This is a genomic window from Paraburkholderia sp. TE9906 (genome assembly GCF_056279605.1).
Window position 1 is genome coordinate 33877 of record NZ_JBWCCT010000022.1, and the last position, 19616, is coordinate 53492.

The following is a 19616-nucleotide window of genomic DNA, read 5'->3' on the forward strand; positions in this document are numbered from 1 at the left end:
CTGCTTTTGTGAAACCTCTCATGACACAACTGCTGTTGAGCTTCTGTTATGCCAAACCGTCCGGTTACGTGCTGGCGCGTTTCGACACGCGGACGAACGTTTTCCAATGGGTCGACCTGCGCGACGTGGCTGGGCCGGTCGTCGGTGCAACGGGCCTGTGCCGCTTAGGCGAGCATTACTACGCGGCGTTACAGATCCGGGTGCCGGGGACGGTGGGCACGCTGCTCGCGGAAATCGACCGGACCGGCCGTGTGCGCCGCGCCGCGCGGCTCGCCGAGGTATTCGACGCGCATTCGCTGGTGCCGTGGCACGGCGAACTGCTGATCGTCAGCAGCGGCTCGAATCAGGTCTTCGCAGTCGACTGGCAGCATGACGCCGCGCCGCGCGTGCGGGTGTTTTTTGAACGGGAACCCGGCGCGGATACGCTGCATATGAACTCGCTGCAGACGTTCAACGGCCGCGTGTACCTGTCGCTGTTCGGCTGCAAGCCGGGTGCGTCCTGGCGCGAGGCGCGCGATGGCCAGATTCTCGATCTCAGCGCGGGTGGCGAGGTGGTGCGGCGCGGCTTGCGTCACCCGCATTCGCTATTCGTCGATCGCGCGACGCTCCTGTGCCTGAGTTCGCGCGACGGTAGTCTCGTTCATGTGGCGGGAGCGCCGCGCGGCGCGGATCGTCCGCTCGACGGCTACGTGCGCGGCGCGCTGGCGGCCGGCGGCAACCTGTTCGTCGGCACGAGCATGCCGCGCACGCATAGCAAAAGCCGCGGTGTGAGCGAGGCGGCGCATGTCGCGACGCGATCGCCGCCTTCGGCTGCCGAGCCTCGACAGGACGAGCGGAGTGCGCATGCGGGGCACGCGGGCGGCGGCTGCGGCCTGCATATCGTCGACGCCGCGACGGGCGTTTCAGACTGGCTCGATCTAAGCCCATTCGGCGCTGAACTCTACGACATTGCGGAATGGAGCGGCGAGGGGGTATGCGGCGAGCGCATCGACGCGATGGCCGAGCGGCTGCGCGCGGTGAACGCCGAGTTCGGAGAACTGATCGGCGCGGTCTACCGCATGCGCAATCAACACGGCGCCGTAGCGCGAATGCTGCGCGAGATGATGGATGCCGGCTGCGATATGAGCAGCGCGCGCGGCGTGCTCGAATCGCTCGCGAACGACCTGCCGGCGCTGCCTGAATGGAGCTATCTGCACGCGCGGATGCTGCTCGACGGCAACAGCAACGGCCGCTCCGCAAGCGATAGCCGCAACGCTCCCGCTGCGCTGCCGTATCTCATCGCCGCGCTCGACGGCGGCTACGACAGCTTCGACGTGTTGCACCACCTGGCTCGGCTTTACGACGCCGCGCACGACCACCGCGTCGCCGATACCCATGCGCGGCGGGCGCTGTCGCTCGCGCCGCCGGACGCGTCACCGCACGTGATCGACGAACTGCGGCGCATTGTCCGGCCGGCGCAAGGCTGAGCGCCGGCCGCGAACGGCACGGCGCTTCGCATGTGGATCGCTCGCTTCGCGCGCCTCGCGTGAGCCCCCTGCAAGCTGCCTATTCTCGGCATTTTCACGGAGGTCATTGAAATGACAAACGAAGGAGCAGTGAGCGCAAATACGCACGACGTGGCTGCGTATGAGCAACCCGAATCGTCGGCGAGCGCAGACACCCGAGCGAACGTTCCGCGTTCGAGCCGTCCGGCGAGCACGGAGCACATGGGCAACGTGCCGCCGGCTCGCCAGAGCGCGGCCCCGAAGCCGAATTCGTTCAAGAAGGTCATCGGCTCGGTCAACAATAACTGGGAAACCGGCGCAAGGTTCGCGGAGGATCTGATCACGCTGCCGGGCAAAGGCTTGACCGACCAGCAGCAGGCCGAGTCTATTCACTACATGGCGCATCACGTGCCGCCGGTTGGCGAGCATGGTCTTGCCCGAACGCTGCACGGCACCAAGCAGGCGCTGGACACCTTGCACCGTGGCGGCGCCGAAATCGCCGTCGTGACGGATCTGGCTTCGCACGAGGGCTTCGGCGAACTGCGCGCGCACGTCGAAAAATTCAACCCCGGCATGCAACTGCTGGATGTTCCGCAAATCGCCATGCAGCGCGTGGCGGAGCGCGCGCCGGCTGCGCGCAACGTCGGCCTGCTCGTTCCGGGCCATATCTACGACGCCCGCGTGTTTCAACGCTACGGCAAGGACAAGCACTGGGTGCAGACGCAAGGCGACACCTCGCGTCTGGATGCCGCGGAGCACCGCGACGCGAGCGCGCAGGACGTTGCCACGGGCCGTGACGAGTTGCGCGCGGCGGTCCGGCATATGGCGGAGAACTCGAACGTCGACGCCATCGTGGTCGGCTATCCCTCGATTTCCAGCGCCCTCGAAATGGACCACGTGATGGAGGGCGAGCGCCGCATTCCGATCATCGACAGCAACAAGGAGGCTGCGTCGCGCGCGCTGCATCTGTCGAGCGCCGAGCATGCCGACCATGTCGAAGAGATGCAGTTCGGCTGCGCGGGTTGCCTGCCGTTCCTGCAAAAACTGTCGATGGATCACTTCGATCACACCATCGCGAAACTGCGCGAAAGGCCGGTTGAGCGTCGCGATCCGCAGGTCGGCGCGATGGGCGGGATGGGCGCGCTCGCTGGCGCCCAGTTCGTCAGGATCTATGGCGAAAACGCGAAGGGCGAGATGGTGCTGCACCAGGCGACGCACGTACCGGACCGCACCAGCTGGATCAAGAAGCGCAGCGGAGATCCGGCAATGGTGGACGCTCACAACCCGCAACCCGAAATGCAGAAGAGCGTCGAGCGGATGCACGCGATGGGTATCACCCGATTCTCCAAGATCTGCAACACGGCGCATGACGAATACGCCAACACGACGGCCTATATCCACTCGAAAGGCTACGACATGCATATCGAGCACATTGCCGGCGCGGCGGTGCAGGACATCGAGCAGGTGCCGGGCGCGAATCACGTCGTGCTTCTCGCAACCGACGGGACGGTTGCCCAAGGGCTCTATCAGAACCACGCGAACAACCGGCTTTCGTGGGTCACGCCCGACCGCGAGCATCAGGAAATGACGATGAGCGTGATCTACGAGGGTGTCAAGGTCGGCAACATGGATCTCGCGCGAACGAAGCTCGCGAAGGTGATCGATCATCAGGTCGCGTTGCACAACGAGGCGCATCCGGGAGAACCGGCGGTGTTCGTGATGGGCTGCACCGAACTTCCGCTGCCGTTCAAGGAGCCGGAACTTCGCGCACGCTGGCCGGGCGTCAGCTTTGTCGACCCGATGGCGTCGGCCGCGCGCCGTCTGTTCTCGGCGGAAGATTCGCCGGTGGCGGTGACGCCCGAGAACGTCCGCACCGGGGCCGCCGTGCTCGCGCAAGCGCATCCGGATATTCAGGATCGCCAGGCAGCCTGATCGTCAACTGAAGCGAAACGCCGCTCGTGAGGACGGCGGCGTTTCGCACGACTCTCACTTTAATTGCAGGGAATGGAAAACATGGAAATGGATATGCTCGACACCGCTCTCAAAGTCTCGCCGCGAGACGTCATGGAACGCATCTCGCAACGGCTCGGCGCCGTGCTGGGCGACTCGAAGGAGCCGATTCTTGCGTTCGTCATCGACAACCAGGTGGCGGTCAATGTCGCCGTCGACGGCGATCGCCTGTCGGTGTTCTGCCGTATCGCGGACGTCTCGCAGATGAGTCCGAGCGCATGGGTCGCCATGCTCACGGAAGCCGCGAACTGGGGCGTGGACGGTGAATCAATGCGTTTCGCGGTGATCGACCCGTTCGTCGCGCTGATGTGGAGCGAACCGGCGACGGACCCCGAGGCGATGCTCGAACGTCTTCAGCTCGTCATGTCGCGCGCCGTCGCGGTCGCACGCATGGTCCGCCGGCTGAAGACGTCGCACTGAACGAAACCGTCGCGCCGTCGCCGGCATTCTGGAGAACCTAATCATGAACCCATCGGAAGTCACGGACGCATCGCACGATGCGCACGCGTACGAACTCACTATCGATCCGCAGCCGTCCACCTCGGCGGCGGGCGCGGCCGGCACGCTCGACAAGGGCAAGCTCAAGTCCACGAGCCTGCCTCACGCCGGCGTGCTGGCGTCGATGCCGGCGACACCCCACGGCATGCGCGTGGACGTGCGCACGCCGTTCACTGAACATTCGCGGGTGCGCAATGTGGACGGATTGAGCCTGTTCGCGGCCCGCCAATCGGCCTTGTCGATGTCGGGCGAGGAGAAAGGCATTGTCGCCGCGGTGGCTGAAATGTTCGGCCTGCCGCGAGGGATGGACCTGATGACGTCGCTGTCGTCGGGTGCGGCGACAGGCCTGGTTGCCCAGACGGGCAAGATGGACGCGGATCTGTCGCGGATGCAAAGCGCCGTGATCAGCGCGGACTTCAAACAGCACGGTCTGACGGTGGCGTCCAGTCATCTGCCCGCGCTGGCCCGCAACAGCGAGACACCGATCTCGTCGTTCTGGAACAACGCGGATATTCCGCAAGGCGTGCGCCGGCCTGCGGGCGAGGTGCTGCGCCGACTCGACCGGCGCGCGGGTGGCGAAGAGAAGTTGAGCTCGCTGGCACTTTCGTTTGCGTTCCAGAGGGCGATCGAACCCGGCCATACCGGCGCGGCGCAACTCAGCGTTCTCAAACGCCTCGTTGAGTGCGACATACGGGACGAGGTGCCGCAGCTCATATCCGCTCATCTCGGGCCCGGCGCGAGACGCCCGCTGTCCGGTGAGCCAAAGCTGCTCCTCGACGTGCTCGGTCACGCGGCAGAGAGCAATCAGTTTCCCGAGATGCTGAGCCTGCTGGGTCACGACAATCTCGACGAGCGCGAAGTGGATGCGCTTCGCCACACGATGCAGGCATACCGGGCGTCGCAGCAGCCGGCGCACGCGGGCGGGGGTGCCGGGCGCGTGGAGGCGGGCGAGCCGGAGGGTGGGCCGGTTTCGTTTGCCCGCAGCGTCATGCTTGCGAACACCACGCGGCTGATGCACGGCGACGAGAGCCTTAGCGCGCAGCAGAAGGCGCATGTGTTCGCCTGGCAGAACGGCTTTCGCGACGACCTGCCGGGTGGCGATCTCGCGAAAGCGAAGGAGTGGCTGGCGAAGATCGCCGATGTGTACGGGCAGGAAGACGGCGAGCGCGCGGCGCCGCTACACGCGACTAAGCTCGGCCTCGGCGGGGCCGACTTGCGCACGCTCAAGGAGGAAGCCGCTACGTTATTGGGCAATGCCGACTCCACGGTGGTCCGCTCGCTTGTGCAGGAGGTGCGCGAGCAGACCCGGCAGCGCATTCAGCAAGCACCGAACGACGGTGTGAGGGCGCCACTGATCGCGCAGCTCGTCGCGCTCGATGTCTGGAAGCCGGAGAATCGCGAGAGCCGCCAGTTCGAACTCAACGACGTGGTCAATGGCCGAGGCTTCAATTTGCAGCAGCCGAACGTCGTGGAACTAAGCGACATCGACCGGTACTGCCGGCACGTGTGCGCCGGCCAGCCGGTGCCGCTCGACGGCGCGCATGGCGATGTCCCCGAGGTCGATGCGCCGCAGCGTCTGAACGCGCTGCGCATCAAGACGGAAACAGAACTCGCGCGAACCCAGATCAACCTCGACAAGCTGCACGCGCTCGCCGATGAATACGGCATCGACGAAGGCGCGCTGACCCGCGCGCCCAACGACCCGCCGCTTGCGCAGATATTCGATCACGCTACCCGCGTGATAGACGGTGTGACAAAGCAGGCTTCGACCGGGCACATCGACGAAGCCGTGACGATGATCAGCGACTTCTACAAGGACGCGCAGTTCGGCAACAACTTCCGCTACTCGTCCACCTCGGTGCATGGCGGCTCCACGCGCGGCACGGCGTTCAACGCCGCGCCGTACGCATACCATGACCCCGAGGAGGCCGAACACCGCGCGCTTCTGCAACGCTTCAACTTCTCGCACGAAAACGGCACGTCCTTCGTCATGCGCAACGGCGTCGCGACGCATGGCAGCGAGTGGTTCGTCGGCGAGGAGACGCGCAAGTCGACCTACGGCGGCGTGGGCGAGCAGGGCGGGCACTCGTGGGGACCTGAAGACCAGCCGGGTCTCGGGCGCGTGTCGGGCGGGGGCGACTTCGGAGGCGGGCGCGATTCGACGGAATTCAAGGGCATCGTGATCCGCTCGTTCAGACGCATCAAGGAAGACGGCGTCGATCTGGAAGCCACGCCGCCGCGCTTCCAGCACGACGACGCCGCGGTACACAACGAGTCGTCGCAGCTGCATCTGGACGTGCGCTCGACCGCCGTCGAACTGCAGCGCGCGAAGGCGGCCGGCGAAAACGTCGACGCGGGGCAACGCATGCTCGAACTGCTCGCCTCGAAGGGGATGGCCTCCGGCCTCTCGCTCGGGCTGACGCATCAGGAAACCACCACTATTCGCGGCGACATCGCGGGACTGTTGGGCGGGTCGGTCACCACGTCTCCTTCGGCGGGCGCGCGCTTCGGTCTGGGCGCCAACGTGACCGGGGAGATCGCCAGCACGAGCTTCCGGCAAAACGAGACGACCGGGGCGGTAAGAGTGGTGAGCCGCCGTCAGGGCACCTATTTGCGCGGACGCACTGGGGCCTCGCTCAGCGTGAATCCGTACATTCTGAGTGGGGGGCTGCCGCCGGTCGATCTGCTGGGCGGTACGCTGCACGTTGGCGAAATCGGCGGCAACGCGAAGGTGCGCCACATCTACCACAAGGACAAGCTGGTGCCGCGTTTCTGTTTTTCCGACGCTGAGTTTCCCGACAGAAATTCGTACGACAGCTATTTGAGCGAGCACGCGCAGGCGTACAGCGAGGCGTTCAGCTTCCGCCACGGCCGCGATCTGGAGAAAGGCATGAGCGATCTCGACGATCACCGCGCGCTGGTGGCGGGTGTGCGTTCGACGAACCACGTCAATTATGCGCGGGCGCGGATGATCGGCCCGTATGCGACGCGTCACGACGAACTGCGCGGAATCGGCGAACTGGTGCCGCCCGAAATGGTGCGCTTCAGCGCCGAACTGGAGCAGATACGCGCGGCGATGGCCGTGGCGCCCGGGTCGACGCAAAAAGTATCGGGTATCACGTACGCGCCGCAGCTTGCGCAGAACGGCGTGGGCGTGACGTTCCTCTACCGTGGCAGATTCAGCCTGATGGAGATGAGCGCCGAACGCGAGATCGTGTTCGACAGTCCCGGCTGGGCGGCAATGCAACTGCACGAGCAGCACATTAGCCCGCAACTCGACGTAGCGGGCAAACCAGTGCCGGCGGCCGAGACGGCCACCGCTTCCGGCAGCAAGACGCCGGCGACCCGCTGAGCGCCTGCTCCGGAACCCATGCGGCCCAAGGCGGGCCTCGTCGCATCGCCTCTCCAGACCGCTCCACGCATGCCGTTCAACCGGCTGCGGGAGCGGTTTTTTCTTGCGGCCGGCTTACGATGAGCCTTGCCAGCCGCGCTTTACGCGGCGTTATGCGAGACCCGCATACCTCGATGCCGGACTCGCATCGTCCGTTTTTTTTTCGCCACTACTATCCGCTGACGATGTCCGGCCGCTTCGGCGCCGCCGGCATACGAACCACGAACGCCTGAAACCATCGACGACCGAACAGGGGAAGACAGTGAAGAAACGGATTACTTATGCAATCGCAGCGGGGATGCTCCTCGGCGTGCTGGTCGGCTATTTCTGCCATGCCAACGCCGATGCCGAGCTGGCCAAAACGCTCGCCGGCTACTTCTCGATCATTACCGATATTTTTCTGCGGCTGATCAAGATGATCATTGCACCGCTCGTCTTCGCGACGCTCGTGTCCGGTCTCGCAGGGATGGACAGCGGTTCGGCGGTCGGCCGTATCGGCGCGCGCACGGTGGGCTGGTTCATCTGCGCATCGCTTGCCTCGCTCGCGCTCGGCCTCGTGCTTGCAAACCTGCTGCAGCCGGGCGCTGGTCTGCATATGGTGGCGGGTGCGTCTGAAGTGAACACCGGTCTCGATACCCAGGGCCTGAACGTCAAAAACATCGTCACGCATGCGTTCCCGACCAGTCTGCTCGATGCGATGGCGCGCAACGACATTCTGCAGATTCTCGTGTTTTCGCTGTTTTTCGGCACGGCGCTCGGCGCCTTGAAATCGAACCCGCGCGTCAAATTCGTCGTGGATGCGATAGACGGCATGGTGCCCGTCATGCTGCGCCTGACCGATTACGTGATGCGCGCCGCGCCGCTCGGCGTGTTCGGCGCGATTGCATCCGCGGTTACGTTGCGCGGTCTCGGCGTGCTGTTCACGTACGGCAAGCTGATCGGCTCGTTCTACCTGGGGCTGGTTCTGCTGTGGGCGGTGCTGATCGGCGTCGGTTATGTGTTTCTCGGCAAGCGCGTGTTCACCTTGCTCGCCGGCGTGCGTGAGCCGGCGCTGATTGCGTTTTCGACAGCCAGCAGCGAAGCCGCGTATCCGCGACTCGCCGAAAAGCTCGAGGAATTCGGCGTCGACAAGAAGGTGGTCGGCTTCACGTTGCCGCTCGGCTATGCGTTCAACCTCGACGGCTCGATGATGTACCAGTCGTTTGCCGCGATCTTCATCGCCCAGGCGTTCGGCGTGGACATGCCTTTGTCGCAGCAGATACTGATGCTGCTCGTGCTGATGCTGAGCAGCAAGGGAATGGCGAGTGTGCCGCGCGGTTCGGTCGTGGTGGTCGCGGCCGTCGCGCCGATATTTCACCTGCCGGCCGCGGGCGTGGTGCTGGTGCTCGCGATCGACCAGATTCTCGACATGGGCCGCACGATGACCAACGTGATCGGCAACAGCGTGGCGACCGCCGTCATCGCCAAATGGGAGGCACGACGAGCCGGTGCGGGCGCGGAGCCAGAGGCGGCGCGAGCCGGGGCGCCGGAGACGCGGCGCTTCGAACAGCTGCAGAGCGAAACCCGATGACCCGGGCAGCCATGTCCGCGCGCCGTTCGCTGGGTGTCGTCGGCGGCCTTGGACCGCTTGCCAGCGCGGACGTATTCTTCAAGCTCGTCAAATCGACACCCGCGCGCAGCGACGGCGAACACTTCGATGTCGTGTTCGAGCAGCACCCGTATCAGGACCCCTCGGGCGGTATCGAACCAGTGAGCGCGGAAGGCAAGCTGCGTATCTACGACACGATCCGCGACTTCGAGAGACGAGGGATCGCGACGATCGTGTTGCCGAGCTTCGTGAGCCATACGTTCATCGACGAGTTGCGCGAAAACGTCCACACGCCGATCGTCGATATGCTCGACGCATTGCGCGCACATCTGCGCCGGCGTTTCCCCGGCGCGCGGCGCATCGGCGTGCTGACATCGGACTACGTGCGTAATCAGCGGCTCTTCGAGAAATATTTCCCGCAACCGGAGTTCGAAGTGCTGTATGCAAGGCCGGCGCCCGACGGGCGGCCGGACCGTGTGACTCGCGCCGTCTATGGCGAAGAAGGCATCAAGGCCGGCAATCTGCACGGCCGGCCGGTCGAGCTGTTACGCGAAGCCTGCGAGGATCTGATTGCGCAGGGCGCCCACGTGCTTGTGCCGGGCTTGACCGAGATCGGACTCGTCGTGAGCCAGATCGATCTGCTCGACGCGCCGCTCATCGACTCCAATCTGATCTACGCCCAATACGTGGTGAGCGGGGAATATGGCGGAGGCAGCCGCGCGTTCAAGGTCGGCGTGGTGGGCGGCGTGGGGCCTGCGGCGACCGTGGACTTCATGCGGAAGCTCGTGCGCAACACGCCTGCTACGCGCGATCAGGATCATCTGAAGGTGCTGGTCGAGCAGAATCCGCAGATACCGGATCGCACGGAGAATCTGATCAGCGACGGCCCCGACCCGACCATCTCGTTGTACGCAACGTGCCGCAAGCTCGAGGACGGCGACGCGGACATCATCGCGATTCCATGCAACACCGCGCATGCCTATGTCGAGCGTATCCAGCCTTACCTGAATGTGCCGATCGTCAACATGCTGACGGTAACGGTCGATTATCTGCGTTCGACGTTTCCGGCGCTGCGCGAGGTGGGACTCCTCGCCACCTCGGGCACGATCGCGAGCGGCGTCTATGAAAAGGCACTCGAAACAGCGGGGCTCACGCAAGTGGTGCCAGGCCCGGCGTTGCAGGCACGCGTCATGAATGCGATCTACGGCCCTCAGGGCGTGAAGGCCGGCTTTACGAGCGGCGCGTGTATGGACGACATCTGCTCGGCTGTCGATGCGCTTGTCGAGCGCGGCGTCGAAGTCATCGTGCTCGGCTGTACCGAACTGCCTTTGTTGCTGCCCGAAGGTGAATTCACGGCGGGCAACGGCCGCACGATCCGGCTCGCGGACCCTACCGCGATACTCGCGAGACGCTGCGTCGCCTATGCGCGGGGCGAAGAGTCCGTCGATAGCGGGCATGTACAGGGCTGAGACCTGAAGCCTCTGGCGAGGCGCTCAGCCGCCCGTATTCGCAGGCCTTCGTCGACTCGTTATCAGGCGGGTCTCAAGGGCGTTGCATCGCTGCCGCTTTGCGCTTTGCGCTTTCCGCTTTCCGCTTTCCGCTTTCCGCAGACGCCGTCCTTGCGTCGTGCCACGTGCGCGACGCAAGGACGGCGCTCGCGCATGCGCTGAACACAACATGCGGTGCCGCGCGGCGCGAATCGTAACAGATTGTCACAGTTTCCAGACACCTGGAAAACGTCTGGTCACAATGCGCTTACCGGACTCCCAGTTGCTGCAGCATCTCGTGAAGTTCGACACGGTTATAGGTGGCGCGTAGTGCATCGCGCGCGGTGATCACGTTCCTGCTGACGAGTTGCAGCAGATTTTCGTTGAGCGGGCGCGACATGTTGTCCTCCTTGCGCCGGACGAAATCCGTCAGCAGGTGCGTTTTCGAGGGGTCGGTCAGCAGCGCGCTGATCTGTTGATTGTGGTTGAACACCAGCTCGCTCGCGAGCACCAGTTGTTCGCCGCTTTCGCTCGGCACGAGGCTTTGACAGATGATGCCGATGAGCGCATTGGCGAGCGATGCGGCATGACGTTCGCGCTGTTCGAAGGGAAAGAAGGACAGCAGGCGGGTCACCGTATTGAGCGCGCTGCCGGTATGCATGGTCGCGAACACCAGGTGGCCGGATTCGCTTGCCTGCAGTACCGCCTCGGCCGTTTCGAAGTCGCGTATCTCGCCGACCATGATGACGTCGGCGCGTTCACGCAGCACTTCACGCATGCCGGCCGAGAAGCTGCGCGTATCGGTGGGCACCTCGCGCTGCGAGATGATGGATTGCTGACTGTCTATCGCGTATTCGATCGGCTGTTCGATGGTGACGATGTGGCAGTTGCGAGTGCGATTAATGTGATCGAGCAGCGAGGCGATCGTGGTGGTCTTGCCCGAACCCGTCACGCCGGTAACGAGCACGAGCCCCTTGCTGCTCTCGGCCATCGTTCGAACGTAAGCGGGCAAGCCGAGCTTGTCGAGCGGCAGCGGCGCGAGCGGGAGCCGCCGGATCGAGATCACGGTCTTGCGCCCACCCGATGCGCGATACACGTGTGTGCGCAGGCGGCAACTGGTGAGCACGAACTGGCGGTCCAGCGCGCCTTCGCGCAGACGGTTGTCCCATGCCTCGTCAATGGAGTTGAGCAGCGGCTCCATTTCCTCGAGGACGACCGGACCGCCCTCGGCTTCGATCCAGCCGCGCGGGGTTTTGATCATCATTGGTCGGTCCTGCTCGATGTGCAGGTCCGTGAAAGAGCGGCGTTGATCGACCAGGTTGAGAATTTCCTGGGTGATGTCGCGAAGTTCAGTGGGATGGCTCGGCATATCGTGCGTCGGTGAGGGCATGGTGGTGGCGTGATCCTGTCAGGCAACGACGCGATTGTCCAGCGTGATCGTGCAGTGCGCGGGCAGCGATGTGAGAGACGTCAACGTGTCCAGGACGCACACCGGCCATGAGCGCGGCGGCGGGCGAGGCCGCCTGTGAAGCAGTCTGTCGGTCAGCCACGTGGTACGTGGCGGCCGAAAAAATAAACGGCATCTCAAGATGCCTTCGGCTAAGAGGACAATTCTGGATGCGTACGTTCATTGTATGGATGGCGGCGTTGTCGGCGCTCGGCAGTGGCTTTGCCGCGTCCGCGAACGCGGCTTCAGGCGCCGCCGCGCTCGACGACCAGGTAAGCATCGCCGGCGAGGCGCCCGACACGCCGCGCGTGACGGTCAGCGGCAATGACGTGCCGCTGCGCGCCGCGCTGCGCCAGATCGTGCCCCCCGCATACAGCATCAACCTTCCGAACGCCGGCGCGTGGGCCGCTACACCGGTGACGTGGAGCGCGGGTCACTCGCTTTCGCAGACGCTGCGCGATATGTTGGCGAGCCATCCCGAACTTGCTGCGCAAGTCGATACCGATTTCCAGCTCGTGACTGTTCGCTATCGGCCGCCGTTCGGCGCGGATACATTGGGGGTGGCTTCCGCTGCGCCTGCTGCGCCTGCTGCGTTGGCGGCGCCCCCTGCATCGTTGGCTGTGCCTTCCTTGCGGGCAACGGCAAGCGCGGCGGCCGTCGAGGTGGGCGCTCCAATCGGCGGTGCCGCGGCGAACGCGCGGCCGCTCGAAGCCGGACAGCCTGCCCCGGCATCATCGAGCATGGCCGCACCGCGCTCCCCGCAGATGCCTGCATCGTCACGCGACGTGCAGGCGGCGGACAGCGGCGCGAGTCCTATCGGCATGGCGCCGCGGCTGACGTCGCAACCGTTTGCGTCTTCGATGGTGCCGGCCATGCAAGCCGTTCATCCGCCCACCCAGGCGGAGCGCGTCAACGATGGCGCCGTTGCAGCGCCCGCGGTGGCGTCGGGCAGTCCGCGTGGCGGAGCGGCCAACGCGCCGCATGCGGTTGCGGCCACGGCTCCCGCACCGAATGCGGTGCAGGCCAGCCAGTCCTCTACAGCACAGGAACCAGGCAGCGCCCGGCAGCCCGTCATCGCGCAGGAACCCGCGCCTCTTCAGGTCTGGAGCATTGCGCTATCCGACCGCACGGTGCGCGGCGCGCTCACACGCTGGACCCAGCAGGCGGGCTGGCGGTTGATCTGGGAAGCGCCCGTCGATTTCGCGGTAGACGCTCCCGCCACATTGACCGGCACGTTCGACGAGGCGCTGCAATCTGTCGTAGGCGCCCTGGCGGGAACCGAATCCCCGGTGCAGGCCATCCTGTATCGCGGCAACAAAGTGCTTCGTATCGTTGAGAAGGGAGCAGGCTAATGCGCAATACCGTCACCACCCTCGCGTTGGCCGCGGCGATTCTCGCCGGCTGTACCGGGCTGTCGCAGCACATTTCGAACGCGGTGGATCACGATCACGCGGAGTCGAAGCAGATGATGGACGCCGCGCATGCAGGCGACGCGCATCCGCGCAGCGGCGCGGACAGCGTCATCGTGAAGAACGATCTGTGGCTTTCGGGCACCACGATCAAGCTCGACCGCAGCGGCACGCTGCCGCCGGTATTCCTGCAACCAGCGACGTTCGACAGCGACGTCAATTCGCTATCCGAATTTGCGGAGCATATTGCGCGTCTCACGCATATCCCCACGCGCGTGTCGCCGAGCGCCAACGGCGACGCGCAGTCGTCGCGCGGTACTGGCACCGCGAGCGTGCCGGTGGTCGGGAGTGTGCCGCCGTTGCCGACCCTGCCGGGTCTCGACGGTCAGTCTCGCGGCGGTTCGTCCGCGGCGGCGGCCGTCGCCAGTCTTGCGACGCCGACCCATATCTCTTACCGTCACGGCGATCTGCGCGGCCTGCTCGACGCCGCCGCCGCACGCTTCGGCGTATCGTGGAAGCTTGCGAACGGGACGATCCTGTTCTATTTCACCGACACGCGCACTTTTCAGGTGAGCGCGATTCCCGGCGACGCGTCGGTGAACGCGAACGTGATGAGCGGCGCGACGAGCGACAACTCGAGCGGCAGCGGCGGCTCCGCGTCGTCCGGATCGGGCGCGAACTCGAATGTGCCGAACGTATCGGTTAACAACACCGCTAACACGGTCGTCAATTCCCAGCTCTCGGTGTTCACGAGCCTCAGCGCGTCGATCCGCTCCATGCTGTCGCGCTACGGCACCGTGGTGTCGTCGCCAGCAACGGGCTCGATCACTGTCACCGATACCCCCGACGTGCTGGAGGCGGTTGCACAGTTCATGGAGATGCAGAACCGCTCGCTGTCCAAGCAGGTGCTGATCAACGTGACGGTGCTCTCGGTCGATCTGTCCGCGGACGACAGCTATGGCATCAACTGGGGCGCTGTCTATCAGGCGCTCGGCACGTCGTTCACGCTCGCCAACACGTTTTCCACGACCGCGACCAATCCGGTCACGTTCACCGCGCAGGTCATCACGCCGTCGAGCCGCGCGGCGGGCACGCAGGCCATGATCAGCGCGCTGTCGGGGCAAGGCAAGGTGCGGCGCAAGACGTCCGCATCGATCACCACGCTCAACGATCAGCCGGTGCCGGTTCAGGTCGCGACACAGCAGGGCTATCTCGCCTCCGTGTCGATCACGAACACCGCCAATGTCGGCTCACAGACGGCGCTTACACCTGGCACCATCACCACCGGCTTCAATATGACGTTGCTGCCCCACGTGCTCGACAACGGTACGGTGCTGTTGCAGTTCTATACGAACATCTCCTCGCTGCTGCAATTGCAGACGGTGCAAAGCGGCGGCCAGCAGATCCAGACGCCAGAGGTCGATACGCGCAACTTCCTGCAGCGCGTTTCGATGAAGTCGGGCCAGACGCTCGTGCTCAGCGGTTATGAAGGCACGAACGACAACCTGACGAAGTCGGGCGTCGGCACGCCGGACAACTACGCGTTCGGCGGCGGCTATCAGGGCACCCATGACCGTCAGGAGATCGTGATCCTGATCACGCCGATCATGATGAACGGCGCCTGAACGTTACCCGAGCGGCACGTACCCGGAAATCACGTCATGGCTACCCACGTCATCCAGATAGGGCGTCAGCGCTTCGTCTGCGGACTGTTCTGGCAATCGCTTTCGCGCCGGCACGAGTTGCGCAAGGAGGCGATCGAGCTCGCGAAGAAACTGAACTTCGACCTGATGGTGCTGCGTATCGAGCGCGGCGTGGCCGCGGTCGGCTTCGCGAATCTGCGCGAGGGCGCGCAGTCCGGGCTGCCCTCGCTCGGCGTAATCGTCGCGAAGACGATCGCGCAACAGGGCGCATTCTATGAAGGCCGTCAGCAATCCGCGCCGAACTGGCTTGGCGCATTCAAGCTGTCGGATGGCCGTTGGGCGTATTTCGCAGTGCGTGACGGCTCCTTTCTGCCGAATGGCGACTGGGTCGGCAGCGGCGAGGAAGTGTTCGAACGCCTCAATTCAGACTATGGGTTGGGCGGCTGGAATACCGTGATCGGCGACCCCGAAATCGAATCGATGGGGTTTCACAACTTCTATCCGCGCCGCATCGGCGATCTGATCGAGAGTCGCCACGGCCGCATCAGCGTGCCGCGCTGGACGCGGCTCAGACCGGTCAGAACCACAGTCTCGTGGCCGGTCATGGGACTCGCAGCGGGACTCGTCGTGGCGGCGATAGGCGGCTCGGTCTGGTTTTCGCATTACCGCGCGCAACAGGAAGCCGCGCGTGAACGCGCGCTGTCGCTCGCGCGCGCTCAACTCAAGCTCGCTGCGCAACCGTCGATCGCGCATCCGTGGGCGAGCCTCGCGGTGCCTACCGAATTCGCCCGCGAATGCCAGCGTCATTTGCGCTTCATCGCACCGGGCGGATGGTCGCTCGAACGCTACGTATGCGGGGCGAAAGGCGTCGATTACACCTGGTCGCGCAATGGTTCCACGGCGGCGTTGCTGCTCGCGCGCGCGCCAATGGCGCAGTTCGATTCGAGTGGCGAACATGCTTCGTTAAGCGAAGCGTTCGACATGGGCGCAACGCGCGATGAACCACTCCTGCCCGGCCGTGGTGTGAAAACCTTGCTGTTCACCCGCTCGCAGATGCTCAATCTGCCGCTGACGCTCGCTCCGATCGCGACGCCAGCCGCCCAGGGAGCGCTCGCGCCGGTCGGCAGTTCCGCTCCCGTCGCGCCGCTCTGGAGTCAATGGCGGATGCAGGTGAAATTCGGCGGCCTCGCGCCCGAACACTTCATGCCGATGTTGAGCGCCCCCGGCGTTCGCCTCGTGAAACTGACCTACCAGGCGGGCGAGTGGTCCGCGGAAGGAGTGATCTATGCAAATTAGCGCTTTTTATCGCCTGCGTTTCCTGCTGTTGAGCGCGCTCGCCGGCGGCACGTTCAGTTGGTCGGCCACGGCTTGCGCGGCAGCGCCGGCCCTCGCCGCGCAAGCTGTGCAGCCGCCCGCGCCGCCGCCGGCGGCCGCCCTGCCTGCCGACAGCGGCTGGACTTCGGACGCGGCGGCGCAGCTTACGCATCTGGAGGAAGAGACGATGCTGCTCAAGGCGCAGATCAAGAAGCTCGACGCCCAGGCCGAAGTCGCCCAGCGCACAGCGGCGCTGTCGCGTCTCGGCAGCGGCGCGGCGCTCGATCCCGCGGGTCAGTCGTTGCGCGTCGTTTCAATCGAGGGATTCGGCCGCCGATATTCGGCGGTTATCCAGACCGGCGACGGTCAGCGCTTCGATGTCGCTGCGGGCGACGTATTGCCGAACGGGTTGCGCATCGTCTCTATCGGCGCGAACGAGGTGATTGGCCGCTGGGGCGGCGGACAGACCGCGCGAATGATTCCGGTGATGGCCTCGCGCAGCGGCGCGGTGCTCAACCCAGGCACAGGCGCGGCAGGCGCGCTCGCGCCCGCCGATCGCAACGCGGTGCCGGGCTTGCCGCCCGGTTATCCATCAGCGCAATAGGTGACGAGATGAACTCCGCGACCAGCATCAAGTTCGACATGTCCGCGCAACGGACCGAAACGCACCGCATGGGCACCGCTCATCCGCTTTCGGGCGACGGACCGTGGGCCGCGAGCGCAGAGGAGCGCAAGCTGCTGTGCCTGCTCGACGACGGCCGCCTGCTGGTGGCCGAGGGCCACGAACTGAGCCCTTACGTGCTGTCTTACCGCGCCCGGCTCGACCGGCTGCAGCACCCGTACCGCTTGCAGGCGGTAAGTCTCGACGACGTGCGGCGCGCATATGAAGGCATGCGCCGCGACGGCACGGGCGAGCGGGTAGATCACACCGCAATGCAGGTACTGGCGAAGGAACTGATTGCGCAGGCCTGCCGCGAGCGCGCGTCTGACATTCATATCCGCGTCAAGCGGTTCAGCACTGAGATCCTGTTTCGCATTCACAACGAACTGGTGCGCGTGAGCGAGCAGACCCGCGAGCAGGGTGCTCGCCTGCTCGCTACCCTCTATGCGGCAATGGCAAGCGTGTCGGACAACACATATAAGCCGAACGAGCGGCAGGATGCGGCGATCGGAGACCGTGACAAGTTGCCGGAGGAACTGTTCGGGGTTCGGATCGCCACGGCTCCCACCAGCACGGGCAGCGTGATGGTCATGCGTCTGCTCTACAACGACGCCGGCGAATCCACCGACTTGCGCCTGCTCGGTTACTCCGATACCCAGTCGGGCTCCGTCGACGATCTGAAGCGCTTGCCGCACGGCATGAACATCATCAGCGGGCCGACCGGGTCGGGTAAGTCGACGACCTTGCAGCGCGTGCTGGTGGGCAAGATTTCCGAATGCGCGGGCTCTATCCATGTGATTACCGTCGAGGACCCGGTCGAGTATCCGATTGCGGGAGCGGTGCAGACGCCCGTTGTCAACGCGCCGACGGAAGAAGCGCGCTCCCAGGCGTTCGCGAGCGCCATCGCGAACGCGATGCGGCTCGATCCGGACACGATCATGATCGGCGAAATCCGCGACCGCGCCTCGGCGCAGAGTGCGCTGCGCGCGTCGATGACAGGCCATCAGGTGTGGACGACCGTGCACGCGAACAGCGCGCTCGCGATCGTCGACCGGCTGGTCGACCTTGGGTTGCCGCTCGGCATGGTGACCGACGAGTCGGTCATCACGGGTCTCATTAGCCAGCGCCTCGTCAAGCTGCTGTGTCCGCACTGCAAACGGCGCCTCGCCGGTGCGCCGCAGGAAGATCAGGACCAGGCGCTTGCCGCGCGCGTGCGCCGGGCGGTCGGCGCCGCATTCGACCAGGTTTTCGAGCAGGGTCCGGGCTGCGCGCGTTGCGCGGGGCGCGGCACGACCGGGCGCACCGTGGTCGCCGAGGTCATCCGCACCGACGCACAGTTCTTCGCGTACATGCGCGAAGGCGACAAGCGCGCAGCGCTGGCCTATTGGCTCGACAACCTGGGAGGCCGGACCATCGTCGAGCACACCATTGAAAAGGTGTCGGCGGGGCTCGTCGACCCGCGCTCGGCGGAGCGCATCGTCGGGCCGCTGATGCCGCGCAGCGAGCCGGTGCGGCTGCGTTCGGTGGAGACGGTCGAGGGCGGGCGTCCGGCCGCGCCGGGAAGCGCGGCAGTCGGAGCGGACTATGACGTTTGATCCGCACCGGCAGTGGGCGAAGCTGCAGGCAACCGCGCAGGCGCGCTTGCGGCTCTACCGGAAGATCGAAAAGATGCTGTCGAACGGTCTGCCGCTGCTCAAGGTGCTGCAGGACCTCGAAATGCGCGCGTCGCACGACGGCCGCAAGCCGACGCTGCCCGAAGCGGTCCTGATCGGGGAGTGGCGGCGCGTCGTGCAAAACGGCGGCGGCCTCGCCGAAGGCATGGACGGCTGGGTGCCGCAAGCCGAACAGATGATCGTGATGGCTGGGGAGCAGTCGGGCCGGCTCGAAGCGGCGCTGCGCTCGGTGACCGGCATCGTGATGTCGGGGCGGCGCATCCGTAATGCAGTCGTCGGCGGACTGGCCTATCCGCTCGCGCTGTTCGCGATGATGCTCGCGTACCTCTATCTGTTCGGCGCGAAGCTGGTGCCGCAGTTCGCGGCGATCGAAGATCCCGGGCGCTGGCATGGCTCGGCCCGCATGCTCTACGTGCTGTCAATATTCGTCCAGTCGTGGCTGCCCGAGTGCGTGATTGCCGTGCTCGTGTCGACGGCGTTGCTCGTGTACTCGATGCCGCGTTGGGCCGGCCGGCTGCGCAGCCGCTTCGACGAGTTTGCGCCGTGGTCGATCTATCGGCTCATGGTCGGATCGAGTTTCCTCACGGCGTTTGCGTCGATGCAGGCCGCCGGTTTCACGGTCGAGCAGTCTCTGACCCGTCTTGCCGATCGCGCGAAGCCGTGGCTGCGGGAGCGAATCGACGACATGCTGTTCGGCGTGAAATCGGGGTTGAATGTCGGTGAGGCCATGCGGGTTAGCGGCCACCGGTTTCCATCGAAGGAAATCGTGGAGGACCTATGCGTCTACGCGCAGTACAAGGGATTCGCGGAATCGCTGAAGACGCTCGCGGACGAGTGGGTCGAGACAGGTGTCGAGAAAGTGACGGCGCAGATGCGCATCCTCAACGGGTTCGCGATCGTCGTCATGGCATTGATGTTGGGGCTGCTGATTATCGGCTTCTTTGGTATCCAGCAGGAAATTGCTGCGATGAGCAGGGCGATGCATTAAGCGTGAAGCTTTAACCAGGGGAT

At 65.1% G+C, this 19616-nt stretch carries 13 protein-coding genes; 12 read left to right on the forward strand and 1 reads right to left on the reverse strand.

Translation table 11 applies throughout. The features are described 5' to 3' along the window. Nucleotides 1–20: 20 nt before the first annotated feature. From ACZ9H4_RS34745 to cuyB, 6 genes are all read left to right on the forward strand, one after another. The gene (locus ACZ9H4_RS34745; RefSeq protein WP_408148620.1) at nt 21–1466 is read left to right on the forward strand and encodes a DUF4915 domain-containing protein; all 1446 of its coding nucleotides are present in this window, start codon (nt 21–23) and stop codon (nt 1464–1466) included. Nucleotides 1467–1577: 111 nt separating this feature from the next. Next, complete coding sequence (locus ACZ9H4_RS34750) at nt 1578–3416, forward strand: aspartate/glutamate racemase family protein (RefSeq protein WP_408148622.1); 1839 nt, start codon at nt 1578–1580, stop codon at nt 3414–3416. Nucleotides 3417–3509: 93 nt separating this feature from the next. Then, entirely contained in the window at nt 3510–3914 is a 405-nt protein-coding gene (locus tag ACZ9H4_RS34755; RefSeq protein WP_408148624.1) for a hypothetical protein, read from the forward strand. A gap of 43 nt (nt 3915–3957) precedes the next feature. Beyond that, nucleotides 3958–7344, forward strand: coding sequence for a hypothetical protein (locus ACZ9H4_RS34760; RefSeq protein WP_408148626.1), 3387 nt, complete (start codon nt 3958–3960; stop codon nt 7342–7344). A 301-nt stretch (nt 7345–7645) separates the two neighbouring features. Continuing rightward, a complete protein-coding gene (locus ACZ9H4_RS34765; RefSeq protein WP_408148628.1) occupies nt 7646–8953 on the forward strand; it encodes a dicarboxylate/amino acid:cation symporter in 1308 nt (435 codons plus the stop codon). Then, complete coding sequence (gene cuyB / locus ACZ9H4_RS34770; RefSeq protein ID WP_408148630.1) at nt 8950–10440, forward strand: cysteate racemase; 1491 nt, start codon at nt 8950–8952, stop codon at nt 10438–10440. The genes ACZ9H4_RS34765 and cuyB overlap by 4 nt, the downstream gene beginning before the upstream one ends. A gap of 286 nt (nt 10441–10726) precedes the next feature. Here cuyB and ACZ9H4_RS34775 read toward each other — a convergent pair whose 3' ends face one another. Then, nucleotides 10727–11827: a type IV pilus twitching motility protein PilT gene (locus ACZ9H4_RS34775; protein WP_408148728.1), complete on the reverse strand. Its 1101-nt coding sequence runs from the start codon at nt 11825–11827 to the stop codon at nt 10727–10729. A gap of 248 nt (nt 11828–12075) precedes the next feature. Between ACZ9H4_RS34775 and ACZ9H4_RS34780 the strand changes: the two genes are divergently transcribed. From ACZ9H4_RS34780 to ACZ9H4_RS34805, 6 genes are read left to right on the forward strand one after another with little or no spacing between them, the layout of a single operon-like run. Next, a complete protein-coding gene (locus ACZ9H4_RS34780; RefSeq protein ID WP_408148632.1) occupies nt 12076–13257 on the forward strand; it encodes a toxin co-regulated pilus biosynthesis Q family protein in 1182 nt (393 codons plus the stop codon). Then, nucleotides 13257–14939 carry a PilN family type IVB pilus formation outer membrane protein gene (gene pilN / locus ACZ9H4_RS34785; RefSeq protein WP_408148633.1) on the forward strand — a complete coding sequence of 561 codons (1683 nt, stop codon included), beginning with the start codon at nt 13257–13259 and terminating at the stop codon, nt 14937–14939. The genes ACZ9H4_RS34780 and pilN overlap by 1 nt, the downstream gene beginning before the upstream one ends. A gap of 36 nt (nt 14940–14975) precedes the next feature. Next, entirely contained in the window at nt 14976–16253 is a 1278-nt protein-coding gene (gene pilO2, locus ACZ9H4_RS34790) for a type 4b pilus protein PilO2 (protein WP_408148635.1), read from the forward strand. Next, the gene (gene pilP, locus ACZ9H4_RS34795; RefSeq protein WP_408148637.1) at nt 16243–16875 is read left to right on the forward strand and encodes a type IV pilus biogenesis protein PilP; all 633 of its coding nucleotides are present in this window, start codon (nt 16243–16245) and stop codon (nt 16873–16875) included. The genes pilO2 and pilP overlap by 11 nt, the downstream gene beginning before the upstream one ends. Before the next feature lie 38 nt (nt 16876–16913). After that, nucleotides 16914–18527, forward strand: a complete 1614-nt coding sequence (locus tag ACZ9H4_RS34800; RefSeq protein WP_408148730.1) for a GspE/PulE family protein — start codon at nt 16914–16916, stop codon at nt 18525–18527. Beyond that, a complete protein-coding gene (locus ACZ9H4_RS34805) occupies nt 18517–19593 on the forward strand; it encodes a type II secretion system F family protein (protein WP_408148639.1) in 1077 nt (358 codons plus the stop codon). The genes ACZ9H4_RS34800 and ACZ9H4_RS34805 overlap by 11 nt, the downstream gene beginning before the upstream one ends. Nucleotides 19594–19616: the final 23 nt, after the last annotated feature.

Coding starts and splice junctions, on each gene's coding strand:
- ACZ9H4_RS34745 (WP_408148620.1), top strand. CDS start 21: ATGACACAACTGCTGTTGAGCTTCTGTTATGCCAAACCGTCCGGTTAC.
- ACZ9H4_RS34750 (WP_408148622.1), top strand. CDS start 1,578: ATGACAAACGAAGGAGCAGTGAGCGCAAATACGCACGACGTGGCTGCG.
- ACZ9H4_RS34755 (WP_408148624.1), top strand. CDS start 3,510: ATGCTCGACACCGCTCTCAAAGTCTCGCCGCGAGACGTCATGGAACGC.
- ACZ9H4_RS34760 (WP_408148626.1), top strand. CDS start 3,958: ATGAACCCATCGGAAGTCACGGACGCATCGCACGATGCGCACGCGTAC.
- cuyB (WP_408148630.1), top strand. CDS start 8,950: ATGACCCGGGCAGCCATGTCCGCGCGCCGTTCGCTGGGTGTCGTCGGC.
- ACZ9H4_RS34775 (WP_408148728.1), bottom strand. CDS start 11,827: ATGCCGAGCCATCCCACTGAACTTCGCGACATCACCCAGGAAATTCTC.
- ACZ9H4_RS34780 (WP_408148632.1), top strand. CDS start 12,076: ATGCGTACGTTCATTGTATGGATGGCGGCGTTGTCGGCGCTCGGCAGT.
- pilN (WP_408148633.1), top strand. CDS start 13,257: ATGCGCAATACCGTCACCACCCTCGCGTTGGCCGCGGCGATTCTCGCC.
- pilO2 (WP_408148635.1), top strand. CDS start 14,976: ATGGCTACCCACGTCATCCAGATAGGGCGTCAGCGCTTCGTCTGCGGA.
- pilP (WP_408148637.1), top strand. CDS start 16,243: ATGCAAATTAGCGCTTTTTATCGCCTGCGTTTCCTGCTGTTGAGCGCG.
- ACZ9H4_RS34800 (WP_408148730.1), top strand. CDS start 16,914: ATGTCCGCGCAACGGACCGAAACGCACCGCATGGGCACCGCTCATCCG.
- ACZ9H4_RS34805 (WP_408148639.1), top strand. CDS start 18,517: ATGACGTTTGATCCGCACCGGCAGTGGGCGAAGCTGCAGGCAACCGCG.